Origin of the sequence: Micromonospora sp. NPDC048909 (genome assembly GCF_040649635.1) — a bacterium.
GTDB lineage: Bacteria > Actinomycetota > Actinomycetes > Mycobacteriales > Micromonosporaceae > Micromonospora.
In genome coordinates, this window is record NZ_JBEZFU010000009.1 from 1 (window position 1) to 21,258 (window position 21,258).

Below are 21,258 nucleotides of genomic sequence, written 5' to 3' on the forward strand. Positions count from 1 at the left end.
AGTCTTGGGAAAAAAATCAACTGCGAAAAAAAGGCCACCCCAAACCGCCAATCCCCCCGCTTACCGGGCGCGGCCCGGCACCCACGTGGGTGCCGGGCCGCGGCACGTCCGAAGGCGCTGACCACCGGCACGTCGGCCAGGTTCGTCGCCAGCTCGGTGAGGTGACATCCTCGTGCGGGTGAACACCGACACGGGCGACGAATGGCGTCGGCGCGGGCCCACCCCGGAGCAGCGGCGCCTGGACCTCTACGGCGGACTGGCCATCACCGTGCTCGCTCTGTTCAGCCTCACCCTGACCCGCAGCACCGGAGCGTTCCTGCTCGGCCCGCCGCCGTCCTGGCCGGAGCAGATCCTCTGGACCGTCGCGGTGACCCTGCCGCTCATCTGGCGGCGGCGGTTCCCTGCGACGGTCACGCTGGTCGTGTCGGCGGCGTTCATCGCCGCGCAGGCGCGCTCCGCCCCGGAGACGCAGCTCTCCTCGTGGGCGTTGTTCGCCGCCCTCTACACCCTCGGCGCGTGGGGGCAGGACCGCCGGATGGCCCGGCGGCTGCGGATCGGCGTCATCACCACCATGTTCGTCTGGCTGGGGGTGTACTACGCGATCTCGATCGGCAGCATCCCCGAGGACGCGTTCGCCCACGCCGTCGGGCCGGTGCCGCCCGTGCTCGCCGCGATCGTCAGCGGCGTGCTGGTGAACGTCCTGTACTTCGGTCTCGCGTACTTCTTCGGGGAGACCGCCTGGTTGGCCGCCCGTCGTCAACACGAGCTGGCGGCGCAGGCGGAGGAGTTGCGCCGCTCGCAGGCCGAGGCGCGCGGGCGGGCGGTGATCGGCGAGCGGGTCCGGATCGCCCGGGAGCTGCACGACGTGGTGGCCCACCACGTGTCGGTGATGGGCGTGCAGGCGTCGGCGGCGCGGCGGGTCATCGACCGGAGCCCGGACAAGGCCCGCACGGCGTTGACCGCGATCGAGGAGTCCGCCCGCAACGCCGTCGACGAGCTGCGCCGGATGCTCGGCGTGCTGCGCGCCTCGGAGGTCGGCCCGGGCGCCGAGCTGCCCGCGGGGATCGACCAGGTCGACGCGGTGGTGGAGCGGGCCCGCGACGCCGGGCTCCGGGCGACCCTCGGGGTGTACGGGGACCCGACGCCGTTGCCGGAGTCGCTCTCCCAGGCGGTGTACCGGGTCGTCCAGGAGGCGGTGACCAACGTGATCAGACACGCCACCGGCGCCGGCGTGCTCGACGTCCGGATCCGGTATCTGGCCACCGAGGTGGAGGTCGACGTGACCGACGACGGACGGGCCACCCGCCCGCCCAACGCCGACGGGCTGGGCCTGGTCGGGATGCGGGAGCGGGTCACCACGCACGACGGCGAGCTCGAGGTGGGCCCGCGCGCCGGCGGCGGTTGGCGGGTACGCGCCCGGTTCCCGGTGCCCGTCGCCGTACGGGAGTCGGCGTGAGCACCCCGGGCGTCGACCGGCCGATCCGGGTGCTGCTCGCCGACGACCAGCACCTGGTCCGTACCGGGTTCCGGGTCATCCTCGAGGTGGAGGAGGACATCGAGGTGGTCGGCGAAGCCGCCGACGGTGAGCGGGCCGTGAGCATGACCCGCGCCGTACGCCCGGACGTGGTGCTGATGGACGTGCAGATGCCCGGCGTCGACGGCCTGGAGGCGACCCGGCGGATCACCGGCACGGACGACCCCGACGGGCCGGCCGTGCTGATCCTCACCACCTTCGATCGGGACGACTACCTCTTCGCCGCGCTGCGCGCCGGAGCGAGCGGCTTCCTGCTCAAGAACGGCACCCCGGAGGCGCTGGTCGAGGCGATCCGGGTGTTGGCCAGGGGCGACGGCCTGCTCGCCCCGGAGATCACCCGACGGGTGATCGCCACCTTCGCCCGGCCCGGCGCCGCCGCCGACCCGCGGACCGGCGAGGCGGCGCTGGACGAACTCACCCCGCGCGAACGCGACGTCCTGGCCCGGCTCGCCCGGGGCGCCAGCAACGCGGAGATCGCCGCCGACCTGCACCTCGGCGAGGCGACGGTGAAGACACACGTCAGTCGGGTGCTGGCCAAGCTCGGCCTGCGCGACCGGGTGCAGGCGGTGGTCTTCGCGTACGAGCACGGGGTGGTCCGGCCGGGCGGGTGACGGGCCTCCCCCGCGCGGTGGACCCCGGATCTCCACCGGCGGGCGGACGGCGGCCGGCAACCGCGGATCTAGCGTGGACGCCGTGACCAGTGTGCTGACCCTCGACGGCATCGACCGAAGCTTCGGCGACCGCCAGGTGCTCAAGAACGTGTCCTTCGACGTGGTCGCCGGTCGGATGACCGGCTTCGTCGGCGGCAACGGCGCCGGCAAGACCACCACCATGCGGATCATCCTCGGCGTGCTCGCCGCCGACGCCGGGCGGGTGAGCTGGCAGGGCACCCCGCTGACCCGGGAGGTCCGCCGGCGCTTCGGCTACATGCCGGAGGAGCGCGGCCTCTATCCGAAGATGAGCGTCCGGGAGCAGGTGACCTACCTGGGCCGGCTGCACGGCATGACCGCCGAGGCCGCCCGCCGCGGCACGGACGCGCTGCTGGAGCGGGTCGGCCTCGCCGAACGCGGTGACGATCTGCTGGAGACGCTGTCGCTGGGCAACCAGCAGCGGGCCCAGATCGCCGCCGCGCTGGTGCACGACCCGGCGGTGCTGGTGCTCGACGAGCCCTTCTCCGGCCTCGATCCGCTGGCCGTGGACACGGTCGTCGCCGTGCTGCGCGAGCGGGCAGCCACCGGGGTGCCGGTGCTCTTCTCCAGCCACCAGCTGGACGTGGTGGAGCGGCTCTGCGACGACCTGGTGATCATCGGGGACGGGGTGATCCGGGCCGCCGGCAGCCGTGAGCAGCTGCGCGCCTCGTACACCTCGCCCCGCTTCGAGCTGGTGGTGGAGGCCGACGCCGGCTGGCTGCGCGATCAGCCCGGGGTGACCCTGGTCGACCTGGACGGCGCCCGCGCGGTCTTCGACCTCGCCCCCGGCGCCGACGAGCAGCAGGTGCTGCACGCGGCGCTGGCCCGCGGCCCGGTCCGCGCGTTCCGACCGGTCAGCCCCTCCCTCGCCGAGATCTTCCGAGAGGTCGCCCAGTGAACACCTTCGAGGCCACCCGCCTGGTCGCCGCCCGGGAGATCCGGGTCAAGCTACGCGACCGCACGTTCCTGATCAGCACGCTGTTCTTCCTGCTCATCGCCGCGGCGGCGACCATCCTGCCGCCGCTGTTCTCCGGCGGGCCGTCCACTGTGGCGGTGACCGAGCAGGCGGCCGGGCCGCTGCGCGCGGCCGGGCTGCAGGTGCGGACGGTGCCCGACGACCGCGCCGCCGAGCAGGCCGTACGCGACGGCGACGTGGACGCCGCGGTCGTCGCCGGCCCGGCGGTGCTCGCCATGGACGAGGCCCCCGACGACGTGGTGGCCGCGCTGAGCAGCGAGCCGCCGGTCCGGTTGCTGGACCCGGACGCGGTGGACCCGGTGGTGGCCTTCCTGGTGCCGTTCGTCTTCGCGTTCGTCTTCTTCGTGACGTCGCAGACCTTCGGCGTGCAGATCGCGCAGAGCATCATCGAGGAGAAGCAGACCCGGATCGTGGAGATCCTGGTCGCCGCGGTGCCGGTGCGGGCGCTGCTGGCCGGCAAGATGGTCGCCGGGACGCTGCTCGCCCTCGGCCAGATCGCCCTGGTCGCCCTGGTCGCGGTGGCCGGCATGGCGTTCAGCGGCGACACCGGGCTGCTAACCCTGCTGGGGCCGGCGATCGGCTGGTTCGTGCCGTTCTTCCTGCTCGGCTTCGTGCTGATCGCGGCGATGTGGGCGGCGGCCGGGGCGCTGGTCAACCGGTTGGAGGACATCGGCGGCGTGTCGATGCCGGTGCAGCTCGCGGTGATGCTGCCGTTCTTCGCGGTCATCTTCCTGAACGACAACGCCACCGCCATGCGGGTGCTGTCCTACCTGCCGTTCTCCGCGCCGACCGCGATGCCGCTGCGGCTGTTCACCGGGGACGCGGCCGGCTGGGAGCCGGTGCTGTCGCTGATCCTGCTGCTGGCCACGGCCGCCGCGTTCCTGCTCGCCGGTGCCCGGGTGTACGAGGGCGCGCTGCTGCGTACCAACGGGCGCACCTCGGTGCGGACGGCCTGGCGGACCCGCGAGACGCTCGGCTGAACGGGTAGGCCCCCGTCGTAGCGGCCAGGTCGACTCCACGTCGCCGACCTGGCGGTGTCCCGGTCACGCGGACACCGCCACGTCGGCGATCCGGAGTGGATCACCCGGCCGGCGTGGTCCGGGGCGGGGTCACGCCGGTCAGCAGGGCACCGTGTCCCAGCCGGCGGGCAGCCGGGGCACCGGCCAGGCCGGGTCGGGCTGCCAGGAGGCCCAGCTCTCGTCCCACCAGCGCCCGCCCGCGTCGAGCAGCGCGGCGATCCGGTCGCCCTCGTCGCGGATCGCGTCGGCCATCCCCGGGTAGCGCCCCTCCTCGAGCCGCTGCGCGAACATCTCCACGTCCTTCCAGACGTAGCGCTCGGCGTCCGCGCCCCACCAGAGATCCAGCTCGTGGTCGAGGGTGTCCACCCCGACGGGGGTGCGCCGCAGCGGGTCCTGGAGGTTGAAGTACCAGCCGGCGAAGGCGCGCTCCGGCCCCGACCAGAAGACGTCCACCGAGTGCGCCTCGCCGGGGCGTTGCAGCATCAGCTTGCCGTGGCCGCTCCAGGCCCGATGCCCGGCGGTCTGCCACGGGTGCCGGCCACACGGAAACGTGCCGGACTCCGGGAAGCCGAACTCGGCGCCCGGCGGCAGGTAGAGGGCGAGCAGGTCGGGCGAGTCCTCGACGCAGATGGTCGGGCAACCGAACCAGACCTCGCCGAGCAGCACTTCGCGCCGGACGACCACGTCGCCCGGCGCGAAACGTCGTGCCGTCACGGCCGGGTCAGCCGACCGCCGCCATGATCTCGTCGCTGACGTCGAAGTTCGCGTAGACGTTCTGCACGTCGTCGCAGTCCTCCAGGACGTCGATCAGCTTGAAGATCTTGCGAGCGCCCTCCTCGTCCAGCGGGACGTTGACGCTCGGGATCAGCGAGGACTCGGCCGACTCGTACTCGATGCCGGCGTCCTGCAGCGCGGTGCGCACCGCGATCAGGTCGGTCGGCTCGGAGACCACCTCGAACGCCTCACCGAGGTCGTTGACCTCCTCGGCCCCGGCGTCGAGCACGGCCATCATCACGTCGTCCTCGGTCGTCCCCGTCTTGGGGACGATCACCACGCCCTTGCGGGAGAACATGTACGACACCGAGCCGGCGTCGGCCAGGGAACCGCCGTTGCGGGTCAGCGCGGTACGCACCTCGGTCGCCGCCCGGTTGCGGTTGTCGGTCAGGCACTCGATCAGCATCGCCACGCCGCTGGGGCCGTACCCCTCGTACATGATCGTCTGCCAGTCGGCGCCGCCGGCCTCCAGGCCGGAGCCGCGCTTGACCGCGCGGTCGATGTTGTCGTTCGGGACCGAGTTCTTCTTCGCCTTCTGGATGGCGTCGTAGAGGGTCGGGTTACCGGCCGGGTCACCGCCGCCGGTCCGCGCGGCGACCTCGACGTTCTTGATCAGCTTGGCGAACATCTTGCCGCGCTTGGCGTCGATGACGGCCTTCTTGTGCTTGGTGGTCGCCCACTTTGAGTGGCCGGACATCTGCTACCTCCGTCTGCATTCCACGCCTGCGTCGACTGGCACGCCGATTCACGCCGCATCGGGCGATCCGGTGGCCGTCGGCCCCCGCGGGAAACGCCACGCGGGTGATGGCCCTGCCGAACCGCGGCAATCCTACCGAGGTCATGCCCCGGCATGTCACACCCGGCTACCACCGGGGACGGCGCCGGGCACCCGGGCGCACCCCAGACACAACGACCGCGGACCGCAAATCATGCCCGCCGGCCGCTCGGGCCACCGGCGCGCCGCCCGTTTTCGGAGCCGAGAACGGGCGGGCCGGGCGGGGGGTCAGGCGGCGCGGACCAGGTCCACGAAGTAGCGGTGCAGCCGGCGGTCGCCGGTCAACTCGGGGTGGAACGAGGTGGCCACCAGGTTGCCCTGCCGCACCGCCACGACCCGGCCGGCCGCCGGGCCCTCGCTGACCCGGCCCAGCACCTCGACGCCGGCGCCGACCCGCTCGACCCAGGGCGCCCGGATGAACACCGCGTGGAACGGTTCCCCGTCGACCCCGGCGATCTCCACGGACGCCTCGAACGAGTCGACCTGCCGGCCGAACGCATTGCGGCGGACGGTCATCGCGATGCCGTCGAACCCGCGCTGGTCGGCCCGGCCGTCGAGCACCTCGGTGGCCAGCATGATCATCCCGGCGCAGGAGCCGTAGACCGGCATGCCGGCGGCGATCCGCTTGTCGATCGGCTCGCGCAGCTCGAAGATGTCGACCAGCTTGCTGATCGTGGTGGACTCGCCGCCTGGAATGACCAGCCCGTCGACGGCGTCCAGCTCGTGCCGGCGGCGCACCGGGCGGGCGTCCGCGCCCGCCGCGGCCAGGGCGGCGAGGTGCTCGCGGACGTCACCCTGCAGGGCGAGCACCCCGATGACGGGTACGTCGCTCACGCGGCGGTCACCAGCCGCGCTCGGCCAGCCGGTGCGGCTGCGGGATCTCGTCGACGTTGATGCCGACCATCGCCTCGCCGAGGCCGCGGGAGACCTTCGCCAGCACGTCCGGGTCGTCGTGGAAGGTGGTCGCCTTGACGATCGCGGCGGCGCGCTGGGCCGGGTTGCCGGACTTGAAGATGCCCGAGCCGACGAAGACGCCCTCGGCGCCGAGCTGCATCATCATCGCGGCGTCGGCCGGGGTGGCGATCCCGCCGGCGGTGAAGAGCACCACCGGCAGCTTGCCGGTCTCGGCGACCTCCTTGACCAGCTCGTACGGGGCCTGCAGCTCCTTGGCCGCGACGAAGAGCTCGTCGGTGGGCAGCGAGCTGAGCCGGCGGATCTCCTGGCGGATCTTGCGCATGTGGGTGGTGGCGTTGGAGACGTCACCGGTGCCGGCCTCGCCCTTGGAGCGGATCATGGCCGCGCCCTCGGTGATCCGACGCAGGGCCTCGCCCAGGTTGGTCGCGCCGCACACGAACGGGACGGTGAACGCCCACTTGTCGATGTGGTTGGCGTAGTCGGCCGGGGTCAGCACCTCGGACTCGTCGACGTAGTCGACGCCGAGCGACTGGAGGATCTGCGCCTCCACGAAGTGACCGATGCGGGCCTTGGCCATCACCGGGATCGAGACGGCGTTGATGATGCCGTCGATCATGTCCGGGTCGCTCATCCGGGACACGCCACCCTGGGCGCGGATGTCGGCGGGCACCCGCTCCAGCGCCATCACCGCGACCGCGCCGGCGTCCTCAGCGATCTTGGCCTGCTCGGCGGTGACCACATCCATGATCACGCCACCCTTGAGCATCTCGGCCATGCCGCGCTTCACGCGGGCGGTGCCGACGACCGGGCTGGCGCTGGGGTTCTGGGCGGTGGCTTCGGGCACGGGTTATCGCTCCTCGAACGTGCTCGGCGGGTGGCAAGCAAAAATGCTACGCCGGGGTCAACGCCGGTCCGACAGCCAATCAGACCCCCGGTGGCCTGCAATGTGTCGCCCATCACCGGCACCCCCGCCGCCGCCCGCGCCGGCAGTGCGACAACCCGCCTGAACCACTCCAGGTCGCCGATGTGGCGGTATCCGGACGGCCGGGACACCGCCACATCGGCGAGACGGAGTGGATCAAATGGCGCGGAGGCGGTCAGCCGGTGGGGACGTCGGCGGGGACGGTGAGCGTCGGGTCGTCGATGTCGAAGTAGCGCGGCCACTCCCGCCCGCGTCCCATCCGCAACAGGCGGACCAGCGGGCGACCACGGGCCGACCGGGCGTCGCGGACCAGATCGGTGTGCACCTGCCGGGCCAGGGCGAGCCGGCGGCTGGCCGCGATGACCGCCTCGCAGTCCGGGTCGGCCGGGTCGAGCTGCACCACCCGCAGTTGCCGGGTGAGGTCGTTCTCGGCGGCCTCGCGCTCGTCCGGGCGGGCGTCGAGCGCGATCCGCGCCGCCGCGTACAGCTCGACGCCGTAGCGCCGTTCGGCGAGCACCGCGGCGGCCGCCGCGCGGCGCAACAGGTGGGCGTCGAGGGCGCGGGCGGCCGACTCCGCGCGGGCGTGCAGCCGCTCGACCCGGCCGGCGGTCCAGATCAGGTACGTCGAGAGCAGCCCGACGGCCACGATCGCTCCCGTCACCCACCACATGCCCGGCATCGTAGTGCTGCTCCACTTCCGCTCGCGCCGGTCCGGCCGGCACGGGGACAAGGTCACGCCGGCGCCGTCCGGCACGCGGCTCAGCCCAGCCCCACCCACTCCTGGTCGATGACCCGCCCGTCGGTGGCCTCGATCGCCGCCGCATAGACCTCGACGACCCGCTTCGCCACCGTGGGCCAGTCGAAGTGCGCCACCACCTGGTCGCCGCAGGCGGTCAACCCCGCCCGGGCCGGCGGGTCGTCGAGCAGCTCGACCAGCGCGGCACGCAGCGCCGCCGGGTTCCCGGTCGGGAAGAGCCGCCCGGCTCGACCGCCGTCGAGCACCCGACGGAACGCGTCGAGGTCGCTGGCGACGACCGTCGTCCCGGCGGCCAGGGCCTCGGTGAGGATCATGCCGAACGACTCGCCGCCGATGTTCGGCGCCACGTAGAGGTGCACGCTGCGCAGCATGCGGGCTTTGTCCGCCTCGGACACCAGGCCGAGGAAGGTGACCCGGTCCCGCAGCGCGGCCGGGAACTGGTCGAACAGGTCGTCCGGGTCGCCCGGCCCGGCCACCAGCAGCCGCAGGCCGGGGCGGTGCGGGGCCAGCTCGATGAAGGCGTCGCGCAGCACCGGGAAGCCCTTGCGCGCCTCGGTGAACCGGCCCAGGAAGCCGATCGTGCCGCCGGTGCCCGGCCCGCACTCCCCCGGCCAGCCGGGCAGCGGCTCCGCGTCGGCGAACTTGGCGACCGCCACCCCGTTCGGGATCTCCACCGCGCCACCGTCCAGGTGCTCGACCTGCACCTTGCGAGCCAGCGCGCTGACCGCGATCCGGGCGGTGATGCGTTCCAGCACGATCTGGAGCACGCCCTGGGCGGCGGCCAGCGCCCGGGACCGGGTGATCGCGGTGTGGAAGGTGGCCACCACCGGCCCCCGGGCGGAGAGCACCGCGAGCAGGGACAGGCTCAGCGTCAACGGCTCGTGCACGTGCAGCACGTCGAAGTCGCCCCGGGTGAGCCAGCGGCGTACCCGGGCGGTGGAGACCGGGCCGAACGCGATCCGGGCGACCGAGCCGTTGTAGGGCAGCGGGACCGCCCGGCCGGCCGACACCACGTACGGCGGCACCGGGGAGTCCTCGTCGGCCGGCGCGAGGACGCTGACCTCGTGACCGAGCGCGATCAGCGCCTCGGCGAGGTCCATGACGTGGTTCTGCACCCCGCCCGGCACGTCGAAGGAGTACGGGCACACGATGCCGACCCGCACGTCAACGACCCTTGTTCGCGACCGTCGGGCTCCGCTGGTCCAGCCACATCCGCTGGAGCATGTGCCAGTCTTCCGGATGCCGGGCGATGCCCGCGGCGAAAGCGTCGGCGACCCGCTGGGTCAGCATCCGCACCCGCTGGTCGAGCGGCCCCTCGTCCGGTCCGGGCACCGGCAGCGGCCCCTCGAGCGCCGCGTGCGCCGCGTCCGGTTCGTACCACATGGAGGCCACGTAGAGCGGCGCTCCGGTGCGCAGGGCCAGCAGCGCCGGCCCGGCCGGCATCCGGGTCCGGGCCCCGAAGAAGTCGACCTCGATGCCCCGCGCGGAGAGGTCCCGGTCGGCCAGCAGCGGCACCACCGCGCCGGCTCGCAGCCGGTCGACCAGCACGTCGAACGCGGGGCGCGCACCGCCGTGGGTGGGCAGGATCTCCATGCCCAGGCTCTGCCGGAAGGCGAGGAAGCGCTCGTAGACGCCCTCCGGCTTGAGCCGCTCGGCCACCGTGGTGATCGGCCAGCCGGTGGCGGCCACCCAGGCGCCCGCGGCGTCCCAGTTGCCGGCGTGCGGCAACGCCACCACCGCGCCTCGGCCGGCGGCCACGTCGGCGGCGAGCAGTTCCTCGCCGTCGAGGCGGAACCCGGCCAGGATCTGCTCGCGACTCAGCGCGGGCAGCCGGAACGCCTCCATCCAGTACCGGGCGTACGACCGCAGGGCCCGTCGGACCAGCGCGTCGAACTCGGCCTCGGGCAGGTCGGGCCCGACCACCCGGCGCAGGTTCGCGCGCAGTCGGTCCGTACCTCCGCCGCCGCGCCGGTGGGTGCGGTCGGCGCCGGCCCGGAACGCCGCGGCCACGAGGGGCCGCGGCAACGCGCGGATCACCCGCCAGCCGGCGACGTAGCCGAGCTCGGTGAGATTCACCCGTTTCCACCCGGCGTGTGCACCCGCTGGGCCTGCCGGTACACGTGCGTCATCCGCTGACCGACCGTGAAGATCGACACGGCGGCGAGCAGCCAGAGCGCGGTCTCCAGCGCCGGGTCGAGGCCGAAGCCGGTGAGCAGGCCACCGACGCCGACGATCAGCAGCCGCTCGGTGCGCTCGGCGATGCCCACGTTGCAGGTCATGCCGAGCCCTTCGGCCCGGGCCTTGACGTACGAGACGAGGGCGCCGGCGGCCAGACAGAGCAGCGCGGCGGCCACACCGGAGAACTGGTGCTGGGTGGCCAGCCAGTACGCCACCGCGCCGAACACGGCGCTGTCGGCGACCCGGTCCATGCTCGAGTCGAGGAACGCGCCGAACCGGGTGGAGCCGCCGCTCATCCGGGCCATCGTGCCGTCGAGCAGGTCGGTGAGCGCGAAGACCGTGACGATCAGCGCGCCGGCGACCAGGTGACCGCGGGCGCCGAAGCCGAGCGCGCCGACCAGCACGCCGACGGTCCCGGTCACGGTGACCGCGTTGGGAGTGACGCCCGCACGGAGCAGGGCGCGGGCAAGCGGCTCAATGACGCGGGTCATCCCCGCGCGGGCCGACACTTGGAAGATCTTCGCCATGGCGGTCCCCACGATAACGGTCCCCGCAGGTCCGGCGATACGGCCGGTCAGTGGAGCCTCGGTGCGGAGGCTTGTGCGCACCCCGCAACGGGTGTCTGATCGAGCCAGGAGGTGAGCCAGCTCACCCTCCTGACCGTCTGGAAACCCGCTGTGCAGCGGACACCGGAGGATATCGCCGCGCACTCGCCCCGGGCCGCTTCCCGTCACGCGCGGCGTTCGCCACCAACCACCGGCTGAGGGAGGTGCGCCCGATGGCGCAGAAGAGTCAGGAGAAGGGTGTCACCGGCGGCGCGCCGGTGGTGACCGACCCCGCGAGGGTTCGCAACGTGGTGCTCGTCGGGCACTCCGGCGCGGGCAAGACGACCCTGGTCGAGGCGCTGCTCACCGCGAGCGGCACGATCAGCCGCGCCGGCACGGTGACCGACGGCACCACGGTCTGCGACCACGACCCGGCCGCCGTGCGCCAGCAGCGCTCGGTGAGCCTGGCCTGCGCACCCCTGCTGCACAACGGCATCAAGGTCAACCTGCTGGACACGCCCGGCTACGCCGACTTCGTCGGTGAGCTGCGCGCCGGGCTGCGGGCCGCCGACGCCGCGCTCTTCGTCGTCTCCGCGGCCGACGGGATGGACGCGGCCACCGCGGCGCTGTGGGAGGAGTGCGCGGCGGTGGACATGCCCCGGGCGGTCGCCGTCGCCCGGCTCGACCACCCGCGCGCCGACTTCGACGAGGCGGTGGCGCTCTGCCAGCGCGTCTTCGGCGACAACGTGATGCCGCTCTACCTGCCGATGCTCGGCGACGACGGGGTCTCCACGGTCGGCCTGCTCGGCCTGATCACCCGCCGGGTCTTCGACTACACCGGCGGGCTGCCCGCCGACGTCCGCGAGCCGGATCCGGAGCACCTGCCGGCGATCACCGAGTCCCGCGACGAGCTGATCGAGGGGATCATCGCGGAGAGCGAGGACGAGTCGCTCATGGACCGCTACCTCGAGGGCGAGGAGATCGGCACCGACGTGCTCATCGACGACTTGGAGAAGGCCGTCGCGCGCGGGCACTTCTACCCGGTGGTGCCGGTCTGCGCGGAGACCGGCGTCGGGCTGGACGCGCTGCTGGAGGTGCTCACCGCCGCCTTCCCGTCGCCGTTGGAGCACGAGCTGCCCGCGGTCGCCGGGGTGGACGGCTCCCCCCGGCCGCCGCTGACCTGCGACCCCGACGGCCCGCTGGTGGCCGAGGTGGTCAAGACGACGATCGACCGGCACGTGGGGCGGGTCTCCCTGGTCCGGGTCTTCTCCGGCACGCTGCGTCCCGAGCAGACCGTGCACGTCTCCGGGCACGGTCTGGCCGAGCGCGGACACCCCGACCACGACGCCGACGAGCGGGTCGGGCACGTCTACACCCCGCTCGGCGTCGCGCTGCGCGAGGTGTCGGCCTGCGTCGCCGGCGACATCTGCGCGATCACCAAGTCGGGCAGCGCGGAGACCGGCGACACGGTCTCCGCCAAGGACGATCCGCTGCTGATCGCGCCGTGGGAGATGCCCGAGCCGCTGCTGCCGGTGGCGATCGTGGCCAAGAGCCGGTCCGACGAGGACGCCCTGGCCCGCAACCTGGCCCGACTGGTTGCCGGCGACCCGACCATGCGGCTGGAGCGCAACCCGGAGACCCACCAGTTGGTGCTCTGGTGCATGGGTGAGGCGCACGCCGACGTGGTGCTGGACCGGCTGCGCGCCGGCGGCGTCGAGCTGGAGACCGAGCCGGTGCGGGTGGCGCTGCGGGAGACGTTCACCGCCGCGGCGCGGGGGCACGGCCGGCACGTCAAGCAGTCCGGCGGCCACGGCCAGTACGCCGTCTGCGACATCGAGGTCGAGCCGCTGCCCCGCGGTGGCGGCTTCGAGTTCGTCGACCGGGTGGTCGGCGGCGCGGTGCCGCACAACTACATCCCCTCGGTGGAGAAGGGGGTCCGGGCCCAGATGGAGCGGGGCGTGCTCGCCGGCCACCCGATGGTGGACCTGCGGGTCACCCTCGTCGACGGCAAGGCGCACAGCGTCGACTCCTCGGACGCGGCGTTCCAGACCGCCGGGGCGCTGGCGCTGCGGGACGCGGCCGAGAAGGGCCAGCCGGCCCTGCTGGAGCCGGTCGACGAGGTGACCATCCGGGTGCCGGACGGCTCGGTCGGCGCGGTGATGGGCGACCTCTCCGGCCGGCGTGGCCGGGTGCTCGGCACCGAGCCGGACCCGGACGGCGAGGGCCGCACCCTGGTGCGCGCCGAGGTGCCCGCCACCGAGCTGCTGCGCTACGCGGTGGAGCTGCGTTCGATGACCGCCGGCACCGGCACCTTCCGCCGCGGCTTCGTCCGCCACGACCCCATGCCCGCCCACCTGGCCGACCAGATCCGCAAGGAACAGAACGCCCACCCCTGATCACCCGCGGAGCGGGGCCGGTCAGGGGTGGACGGCGGGGAGGGCCGGGGCGGGCCAGTGGGCGTGGTCGGCGCCCCGCAGCGCCGCCGAGCGCAGGGCGGCCAGCTGCCGCTCCACCTCGGCGAACTGGTCGGGCGCGAGCGGGCCGCGGTCGAGCGCCGCGGCGTTCTCCTCCACCTGGGCGACGGTACGGCAGCCGGGGATCGGGATGGTCCGCCCGCTGCGCGCCCAGATCCAGCCGAGCGCGCCCTGGGCCAGAGTGCGTCCGTCGCCGGTCAGCGCCGCCCGCACCGCGGCGACCCGGCGTAGCCACTCCGGCGCCGGCCGGCCGCCGCGGAACCACTCCAGCCAGCCGGGCGCGAGCCCGCGTACGTCGTCGCGGGGCAGCGTGGACGCGGCGGTGTACTTGCCGGTGAGCAGTCCCATCCCGAGCGGCCCCCGGTTGACGCTGGCCAGGTCGTACTTGTCGCAGACGGCGAGCAGTTCGGGGGCGTCGCGGAGCACGGAGAGGTTGTGCTGCACGGCGGTCGCGCCGGCGGCGCCGGGACCGAACGCGGCGGCCCGGTCCGGGCGGTCGGTGCTCCAGCCGTAGGCCCGGATCAGCCCGTCGGCGACCAGCTCCTCCAACGTGCCGATCAGCGCCTCGGCGCGGGGCACCGGCAGGTCGGCGAGGTGCAGCTGGTACAGGTCGATCCGGTCGGTGCCGAGCCGGCGCAGCGAGTCGGTGACCGCCCGGCGCAGGTAGGCCGGCGAGGCGTCGTGCCCGGTGGCCTGCCGGGTCGCCTCGTCGAAGGTGTAGCCCCACTTGGTGGCGATCACCGCAGCGTCGCGCCGGCCGGCCAGCGCCCGACCGAGGATCCGCTCACTGTGGCCCGCCCCGTACGTGTCGGCGGTGTCGAAGAGGGTGACGCCCAGGTCGAGCGCCCGGCGCACCGCGCGGACCGACTCCTCGTCGTCGACGGCGCCCCAGCCCAGCGGCTGGCTGCCCTCGGCCCAGGGGCCGCCGATCGCCCAGCACCCCATGCCCAGGGCGCTGACCTCGATGCCGCTACGCCCCAAAGGGCGCGTCGTGACTGCCATCGGCCGATCCTGCCACCTCGAGTCCGCTCGACGGCAACATCTCAGCCAACCCGGTGGACGGCGGCACGCCGACCGGTACGGCATGATCGACCGTATGCGGCTGGGAGTGGACATCGGCGGCGTGATCATCGAACCGGCCGACGACGACGCCGACACCTCGTTCTTCGGGGAGCACTACCTGCGCACGCCGGTCGTCGCCGGAGCGTTCGAGGCGCTGGCCACGCTGGCCGCCGGGCCGTTCGACGAGGTGCACCTGGTCAGCAAGTGCGGTGAGGACACCGAGCGGCGGACCCGGGAGTGGCTGGTCCACCACGACTTCCACACCCGCACGGGGATACCGGTGCGGCGGGTGCACTTCTGCCGTACCCGGCCGGCTAAGGCTCCGATCGCCCGCCGGCTCGGGCTGACCCACTTCGTCGACGACAAGCTCGAGGTGCTGGGTTACCTCGACTCGGTGCCGCACCGCTACCTCTTCCGCCCCCGGGCGGCGGAGGTGGCCCGGCACGACGTCCACCTGCCGCTCGTACACCGGGTGGAGAGCTGGCCCGAGCTGGTCACCGCGCTGCGCGGCGACTGACCGGCACGGCCTCGGGCCGCGGCGGCCGACCGGCGCGGCGCCGGGCCGGCGGACGGCGATCGCGGGCGCGCCGCGGCTCCGGCGGACCGGCCGGCGCGGTCAGGACGGCCAGGCGCGGGCGAGCAGGTCGCGGGTGTCGCCGAGCAGTTGCGGCAGGACCTTGGTCCGACCGATCACCGGCATGAAGTTGGCGTCGCCGCCCCAGCGGGGCACCACGTGCTGGTGCAGGTGCGCGGCGATGCCCGCGCCGGCCACCCCGCCCTGGTTCATGCCCAGGTTGAAGCCGTGGGCGTTGCTGACCTTGCGGATGACGCGCATCGCGGTCTGGGTGAAGGACGCCAGCTCCACGGTCTCCGACTCGTCCAGCTCGGTGTAGTCGGCGACGTGCCGGTAGGGGCAGACCAGCAGGTGCCCCGGGTTGTACGGGTAGAGGTTGAGCACCGCGAAGACGTGCTGCCCGCGCGCCACGAGCAGGTTCTCCTCCGGGGGCAGCTGCGGCCCTCGGCAGAACGGGCAGCCGCTCGGCTTCTCGTAGCCCTCGGCGGGGCGGTCCTCGCCCGAGATGTAGGTCATCCGGTGCGGCGTCCAGAGCCGCTCCAGGCCGTCGGCCATCCCGCCACTGTTCGTGTGCCGTTCCACCCCAGTCACAGGGGCGATCCTACGGACCGTCCCGGCCGGCGGCGACGGCCGGCACCGGGCAGCGCTCCCCGACCGGAATGTCGTCTGTTCAGGAACGCGTCAAATGGAAGTTGTTGACGAACCAAAGCCCGCAGCTGAAACTTCCATACATTCATGTACTTGCATGGACTGATGGAGGACTCCTGTGATCCGACGAATCGGCACCTTCCTCGCAGCCCTCGCGCTGACCGCCGTCAGCACGGTGGTCGGTGTCACCGCCACCGCCGGCGCGGCCCACGCCGACGGTTGCTACACCTGGGGACGCACCCTGTCCGAGGGGATGTCCGGCGAGGACGTCCGGCAACTCCAGATCCGGGTCGCCGGCTACCCCGGCAACGGCGCGGTGCTCACCCTCGACGGGGCGTACGGCCCGGCCACCCGGTCGGCGGTCAGCCGCTTCCAGCAGGCGTACGGGTTGTCGGCCGACGGCATCGCCGGCCCGCAGACCTTCAACAGGATCTACGCGTTGCAGGACGACGACTGCACCCCGGTCAACTTCAGCTACGCCGAGTTCAACGACTGCAACAGCGACTGGTCCGGCGGAGCGGTCTCGGCCAGCACGGCCCGGTTCAACGCCCGGGTCTCGATGTGGAAGCTCCAGGCGATGCGGCACGCCCTGGGCGACCAGCAGATCGTGGTGACCAGCGCGTTCCGCAGCTACGCCTGCAACAGCGCGGTGGGCGGGTCGTCGACGAGCCGGCACCTCTACGGCGACGCCGTCGACCTGGGCGCCGGGCCGCACTCGCTGTGCCGGCTCGCCCAGCAGGCGCGCAACCACGGGTTCAACGAGATCCTCGGCCCCGGCTACCCCGGGCACAACGACCACACCCACGTCGCGCACAAGTCGACCCGCACCTGGTCGGCGCCGAACTGCGGCATCTGACACCCCGGCTCGGCAGCCCCCGTCCCGGCCGGCCGGTCGGGACGGGGGCCGTCGACGTCACATCTCGGCGGACGGGCCGCTGTTGGTGCGCGAGGTGACCACGTCGAGCACGTGCGTCACCGCCTCGGCCATCGGCACCCCGTTGCGCTGCGAGCCGTCCCGGTAGCGGAACGACACCGTGCCGGCCGCCACGTCGTCGTCACCGGCGATCACCATGAACGGGATCTTCTGCTGCTGCGCCGTACGGATCTTCTTCTGCATCCGGTCGTCGCCCGCGTCGACCTGGGCGCGGATCCCCTCGGCGCGCAGCGCGGCGACGAAGCCGTGCAGGTAGTCGGTGTGATCCTCGCGGATCGGGATGCCGACCACCTGCACCGGGGCCAGCCAGGCCGGGAACGCGCCCGCGTAGTGCTCGGTGAGCACCCCGAAGAACCGCTCGATCGAGCCGAAGAGCGCCCGGTGGATCATCACCGGCCGCTGCCGGGTGCCGTCGGCCGCCTGGTACTCCAGCCCGAACCGCTCCGGCTGGTTGAAGTCGACCTGGATGGTGGACATCTGCCAGGTCCGCCCGATGGCGTCCTTGGCCTGCACCGAGATCTTCGGCCCGTAGAAGGCCGCGCCGCCCGGGTCGGGCACCAGGTCCAGCCCGGACTGCTCGGCGGCAGTGCGCAGCGCCTCGGTGGCCTCCGCCCAGTCCTCGTCCGAGCCGATGAACTTCGGCGAATCGTCCCGGGTGGACAGCTCCAGGTAGAAGTCGTCCAGGCCGTAGTCGCGCAGCAGGTCGAGCACGAAGGTGAGCAGCGTGGACAGCTCGCCGGCCATCTGCTCCCGGGTGCAGTAGATGTGCGAGTCGTCCTGGGTCAGGCCGCGCACCCGGGTCAGGCCGTGCACCACGCCGGACTTCTCGTAGCGGTAGACCGTGCCGAACTCGAAGAGCCGCAGCGGCAGCTCCCGGTAGGACCGCCCGCGCGCCCCGAAGATCAGGTTGTGCATCGGGCAGTTCATCGCCTTGAGGTAGTAGTCCGCGCCCTCCAGCTGCATGGGCGGGAACATCGTGTCGGCGTAGTAGGGCAGGTGGCCGGAGGTCTCGAAGAGCTGCGCCTTGGTGATGTGCGGGGTGTTGACGAACTCGTAGCCCGCGTCCTCGTGCCGACGGCGGGAGTAGTTCTCCATCTCCCGACGGATGATGCCGCCCTTGGGGTGGAAGACCGCCAGGCCCGAGCCGATCTCGTCGGGGAAGCTGAACAGGTCGAGGTCCGCGCCGAGCTTGCGGTGGTCGCGCCGGGCGGCCTCCTCCAGCAGCTTCAGGTACGCCTTGAGCTCGTCGCGGGTCGGCCACGCGGTGCCGTACACCCGCTGCAGCTGCGGGTTCTTCTCCGACCCGCGCCAGTACGCCGCCGCCGAGCGCATCAGCTTGAACGCCCCGATCAGCCGGGTGTTCGGCAGGTGCGGCCCCCGGCAGAGGTCAGACCAGCAGACCTTCTCCTCGTTCGCGGCGAGGTTGTCGTAGATGGTCAGCTCGCCACCGCCGACCTCCATCACCTCGGAGGAGTCCAGGCCCTCGCCCTTGACGTCGATCAGCTCCAGCTTGAACGGCTCGGCGGCCAGCTCGGCGCGCGCCTCGTCCAGGCTGCCGAAGCGGCGGCGGCGGAACCGCTGCCCGGATTTGACGATCTCCTGCATCCGCTTTTCGATCTTGGCCAGGTCGTCCGGCTGGAACGGCTTGTCGACCGCGAAGTCGTAATAGAAGCCGTTCTCGATCGGCGGGCCGATGCCGAGCTTGGCCTCGGGGTAGACGTCCTGCACGGCCTGGGCGAGCACGTGCGCGGTGGAGTGGCGCAGCACGTTCAGCCCGTCCGGCGATTCGAGGCTGACCGGCTCGACCTCGGTGTCGGCCGCCGGCCGCCAGTCCAGGTCGTGCAGCTGGCCCTCCGAATCGCGGACCACCACGATCGCCTTCGGACCAGCGGCGGGCAGCCCGGCCGCGGCCACCGCGTCGGCCGCCGTGGTCCCGGCGGTGACGACGACGGGGTCGGCCACGGCGGGGGTACGGGGTGCGGACACGGTGACTCCTCGCAGCAGACGGTACGGATCGGGCCGGCGTCCGGCCCCTGCCGATGCTATCGGTCGCCCCGCCCGACCCGACCGCCGACGCCGCAGCCACGCGCCGGGGCACCGACCAGCGGCGCCGCCCGGCCGCCCGAACCCGTCCGACTCCGCCTCGCCCGGCCGGCGTGCCGGTCTCGTGCAGCCGGCCAGGCCGGTCTCGGGCAGCCGGGTGCGCCGGCGATTGAACCTTTTGCGGCTCGGAGCCGAACTACCCGGTGTGGCCGGAGACCGGTGCCGGTCGCGTGGACAGGGATGGGGACACGAGATGGCGATGACGGATGGCTGCCGCCGCTGGCGCCGGCCCGCGGCGCTGGCCGCCCTGGCCGCGGCCACGGTGCTCGGCTGGCCCGGTACGGCGCACGCGGCGGAGGTGACCACCAATCCCGGCCAGGCCCGGCAGGGTGACGCGGTCCGGCTGGAGTTCGTGGTACCCGAGGAGCGGCCCGGCACCCGCACCCGCCAGGTCGAGGTCCGGCTGCCGGCGGACGCCCCGATCGCCGAGGTCTACCCGATGTCGGTGCCCGGCTGGGCTCCCCGGATCAGCTCCCGCACGCTCGATCAGCCGGTGGCCGGCATCCACTCGACCGGGGTGACCACGGTCACCACGGCGGTGACCTGGATCCGGGTCGACGGAGCCCCGGCCGGCCCGGCCCGGCTGGCGCTCTCGATGGGCCCACTCCCCCGCACCGACCGGCTCACCTTCCCGGTGATCCAGACCTACGCCGACGGCACGGTGGTGCGCTGGGCGGACCCGACCGGCGCGCACCGTGCCCCGGTACTCACCCTGCTGCCCGCAGCCGCCGGCGCCCCGGCCGGGCACACCGGTCACGGCGGCGCGGCCAACGCCGAAGGCGCCGTAGCCGGTCCGGCGGCCGACACCGACCCGGCCGGCGCCCGGGGCACGGTGGACGGCGCAGCCGGCGCGCGCGCCGGGAACGAGGCCGCTGGGAACGCCGCCGGCGGGAATGCCGACGCGCTCCTCGCCGCGGGCCTGCTCGCCGGGCTCGGTGGTGGCGCGGCGATCGGTTGGCTGGCCAGCCGCTGGCGCCGCCGCTCCCCGGCCGGCGACCCGGCAACGAGCGACCCCGTTGAAAGCACCGACCCCGCCGAGCCCGCCCGCTCTGCCGTGGGTGCCGAACAGCGGCCCGCGCCGGAGCAGTCCGGCGCGAGTCCCACCCTGATCCACTCGGGTTCTGGGAAGTCGGGGTGACGGGGCGACCCGAATACCCCGATCTCCGGGAATCCGAGTCGATCAGCGCCCGATGACCGGCGTGATCCACTCCATGTCGCCGATATCGCGGTCTCCGACCTCACCGGATACCCCCATGTCGGCGAACTGGTGTTGACCACCCGCCCGAGGCAGGCCAGGCCGGAGCCGGTCACGCCGGAGCCGGCCGGGCCGGTCAGGCCGCCGAGGTCGTCAGGCCGGGATCGGCCAGGGCCCCGATCGACCAGGCGCGAGTCGGCCAGGCCCGCGTCGGCCACGCCTGAATCGGTCAGGCCGGGGTTGGCCGGGGCGGGGTTGGTCAGGGGAGCCAGTCGGGCAGGGGTTCCCGGGCGGCCAGCCAGTCGGCCGGGACACCACCAGGTGTGCCGACGCCGGTGTACGCGGCCACCACCGCGCCCACGATGGCGGCGGTGGTGTCCACGTCCCCGCCCGCCTCGACGCACGCCCGGATCGCGGCCGGGTAGTCGTCCAGATGGGTGGCGGCCACCCAGAGGGTGAAGCCCACGGTGTCCTGCGCGGTCACCCGCGAGCCGTTGCCGAGCGTCGCCACCGCCTGGGGCAGCGGCCGGCCGAGCAGGTCGGCGGCGCGGCGTACCCGGCGGTGCACCTCGGTGCCCGGGTTCAGGGTGGCGCTGACCCCGGCGAGCAGCCGGTCGGCGGCGGGGCGGCTGCCGTCCAGCCGGCCCCGGGCGGCCAGCGCGGTCGCCACCGCCACGGCCACCGCGCCGGCGATCCCCTCCGGGTGCGCGTGGGTCACCTCGGCCGCGGCGCTGGCCTGGGCCGCGGCTCGGGCGGTCGAGTCGGCGAAGTACGCGCCGAGCGGACCGACCCGCATCGCCGCGCCGTTGCCGCAGGAGCCCTGCCCGTCGAACGCCGAGGCGGCGGCGATCGGCCAGGGCGTGCCGGTGCGGATCAGCCGGAGGATGGTCACCGCGCCCGGCCCGTACCCCCGGTAGGGCTCGGCGCGCTCGGCGAACGCGAGGGCCAGCCGGTCCCGGTCGACCCGGCCGGACTCGGCCAGCTCCGCCACCACCGAGCACGCCATCTCGGTGTCGTCGGTCCATTCCCAGGGCGGCGGCGGGAGCCGGCCGGCGGCCAGGTCGGCCGGGTGCCGGCCGGGAACGAAGAACTGCGAGCCGAGCGCGTCGCCGACGGAGAGGCCGGCGAGGCTGTCCCGGGCGAGCGCCAGGCGGGCGTCTGCGAAGAGCGTGAAGGACATCGTT

At 73.5% G+C, this 21,258-nt stretch carries 20 protein-coding genes; 8 read left to right on the top strand and 12 right to left on the bottom strand.

Features of this window, described 5'->3' with window-relative positions; translation table 11 throughout:
* The first annotated feature begins 178 nt into the window (after nt 1–178).
* From AB0C04_RS22845 to AB0C04_RS22860, 4 genes are all read left to right on the top strand, one after another.
* Nucleotides 179–1,456: a sensor histidine kinase gene (locus tag AB0C04_RS22845; protein ID WP_357057827.1), complete on the top strand. Its 1,278-nt coding sequence runs from the start codon at nt 179–181 to the stop codon at nt 1,454–1,456.
* Complete coding sequence (locus tag AB0C04_RS22850) at nt 1,453–2,145, top strand: response regulator transcription factor (protein ID WP_357057829.1); 693 nt, start codon at nt 1,453–1,455, stop codon at nt 2,143–2,145. Before AB0C04_RS22845 ends, AB0C04_RS22850 begins: the two co-directional genes overlap by 4 nt.
* A gap of 82 nt (nt 2,146–2,227) precedes the next feature.
* Nucleotides 2,228–3,121 carry an ATP-binding cassette domain-containing protein gene (locus tag AB0C04_RS22855; protein ID WP_357057831.1) on the top strand — a complete coding sequence of 298 codons (894 nt, stop codon included), beginning with the start codon at nt 2,228–2,230 and terminating at the stop codon, nt 3,119–3,121.
* Entirely contained in the window at nt 3,118–4,179 is a 1,062-nt protein-coding gene (locus AB0C04_RS22860; protein ID WP_357057833.1) for an ABC transporter permease, read from the top strand. Before AB0C04_RS22855 ends, AB0C04_RS22860 begins: the two co-directional genes overlap by 4 nt.
* 138 nt (nt 4,180–4,317) lie before the next feature.
* On the opposite strand, the gene AB0C04_RS22865 is transcribed toward AB0C04_RS22860, so the two are convergent.
* From AB0C04_RS22865 to pgsA, 8 genes are all read right to left on the bottom strand, one after another.
* Entirely contained in the window at nt 4,318–4,932 is a 615-nt protein-coding gene (locus tag AB0C04_RS22865) for a DUF402 domain-containing protein (protein WP_357057835.1), read from the bottom strand.
* Between the two features lie 7 nt (nt 4,933–4,939).
* Nucleotides 4,940–5,689 (bottom strand): YebC/PmpR family DNA-binding transcriptional regulator, encoded by a 750-nt coding sequence (locus AB0C04_RS22870; RefSeq protein WP_350872989.1) that lies wholly within the window; start codon nt 5,687–5,689, stop codon nt 4,940–4,942.
* Between the two features lie 306 nt (nt 5,690–5,995).
* Entirely contained in the window at nt 5,996–6,601 is a 606-nt protein-coding gene (gene pdxT, locus AB0C04_RS22875) for a pyridoxal 5'-phosphate synthase glutaminase subunit PdxT (protein ID WP_357057838.1), read from the bottom strand.
* A gap of 7 nt (nt 6,602–6,608) precedes the next feature.
* Entirely contained in the window at nt 6,609–7,526 is a 918-nt protein-coding gene (gene pdxS, locus AB0C04_RS22880) for a pyridoxal 5'-phosphate synthase lyase subunit PdxS (protein WP_357057840.1), read from the bottom strand.
* 253 nt (nt 7,527–7,779) lie between these two features.
* Nucleotides 7,780–8,283, bottom strand: a complete 504-nt coding sequence (locus tag AB0C04_RS22885; protein ID WP_350872992.1) for a hypothetical protein — start codon at nt 8,281–8,283, stop codon at nt 7,780–7,782.
* Nucleotides 8,284–8,363: 80 nt separating this feature from the next.
* A complete protein-coding gene (locus tag AB0C04_RS22890; protein WP_357057842.1) occupies nt 8,364–9,524 on the bottom strand; it encodes a glycosyltransferase family 4 protein in 1,161 nt (386 codons plus the stop codon).
* A gap of 1 nt (nt 9,525) precedes the next feature.
* Entirely contained in the window at nt 9,526–10,437 is a 912-nt protein-coding gene (locus AB0C04_RS22895) for a phosphatidylinositol mannoside acyltransferase (protein WP_357057844.1), read from the bottom strand.
* Nucleotides 10,434–11,066, bottom strand: a complete 633-nt coding sequence (pgsA, locus tag AB0C04_RS22900) for a phosphatidylinositol phosphate synthase (protein ID WP_357057846.1) — start codon at nt 11,064–11,066, stop codon at nt 10,434–10,436. The genes AB0C04_RS22895 and pgsA overlap by 4 nt, the downstream gene beginning before the upstream one ends.
* A gap of 251 nt (nt 11,067–11,317) precedes the next feature.
* Here pgsA and AB0C04_RS22905 point away from each other — a divergent pair, with 251 nt between their 5' ends.
* On the top strand, nt 11,318–13,480 hold the full coding sequence (locus AB0C04_RS22905) for an elongation factor G-like protein EF-G2 (RefSeq protein WP_357057848.1): 2,163 nt from the start codon (nt 11,318–11,320) through the stop codon (nt 13,478–13,480).
* 21 nt (nt 13,481–13,501) lie between these two features.
* Here the strand turns inward: AB0C04_RS22905 and AB0C04_RS22910 are convergent, their stop codons facing one another.
* Nucleotides 13,502–14,560 (bottom strand): aldo/keto reductase, encoded by a 1,059-nt coding sequence (locus AB0C04_RS22910; RefSeq protein WP_357057850.1) that lies wholly within the window; start codon nt 14,558–14,560, stop codon nt 13,502–13,504.
* A gap of 94 nt (nt 14,561–14,654) precedes the next feature.
* On the opposite strand from AB0C04_RS22910, the gene AB0C04_RS22915 reads away from it, so the two are divergent.
* On the top strand, nt 14,655–15,137 hold the full coding sequence (locus AB0C04_RS22915) for a hypothetical protein (protein ID WP_357057852.1): 483 nt from the start codon (nt 14,655–14,657) through the stop codon (nt 15,135–15,137).
* Between the two features lie 99 nt (nt 15,138–15,236).
* Here the strand turns inward: AB0C04_RS22915 and AB0C04_RS22920 are convergent, their stop codons facing one another.
* A complete protein-coding gene (locus AB0C04_RS22920) occupies nt 15,237–15,749 on the bottom strand; it encodes an HIT domain-containing protein (RefSeq protein WP_350873373.1) in 513 nt (170 codons plus the stop codon).
* 211 nt (nt 15,750–15,960) lie between these two features.
* Here AB0C04_RS22920 and AB0C04_RS22925 point away from each other — a divergent pair, with 211 nt between their 5' ends.
* On the top strand, nt 15,961–16,698 hold the full coding sequence (locus tag AB0C04_RS22925; RefSeq protein ID WP_350872999.1) for a D-Ala-D-Ala carboxypeptidase family metallohydrolase: 738 nt from the start codon (nt 15,961–15,963) through the stop codon (nt 16,696–16,698).
* Between the two features lie 57 nt (nt 16,699–16,755).
* On the opposite strand, the gene thrS is transcribed toward AB0C04_RS22925, so the two are convergent.
* Nucleotides 16,756–18,762: a threonine--tRNA ligase gene (gene thrS / locus AB0C04_RS22930; RefSeq protein WP_357057855.1), complete on the bottom strand. Its 2,007-nt coding sequence runs from the start codon at nt 18,760–18,762 to the stop codon at nt 16,756–16,758.
* A gap of 310 nt (nt 18,763–19,072) precedes the next feature.
* Here thrS and AB0C04_RS22935 point away from each other — a divergent pair, with 310 nt between their 5' ends.
* A complete protein-coding gene (locus tag AB0C04_RS22935; RefSeq protein WP_357057857.1) occupies nt 19,073–20,017 on the top strand; it encodes a DUF1775 domain-containing protein in 945 nt (314 codons plus the stop codon).
* 316 nt (nt 20,018–20,333) lie between these two features.
* On the opposite strand, the gene AB0C04_RS22940 is transcribed toward AB0C04_RS22935, so the two are convergent.
* Complete coding sequence (locus tag AB0C04_RS22940) at nt 20,334–21,254, bottom strand: ADP-ribosylglycohydrolase family protein (protein WP_357057859.1); 921 nt, start codon at nt 21,252–21,254, stop codon at nt 20,334–20,336.
* Nucleotides 21,255–21,258: the final 4 nt, after the last annotated feature.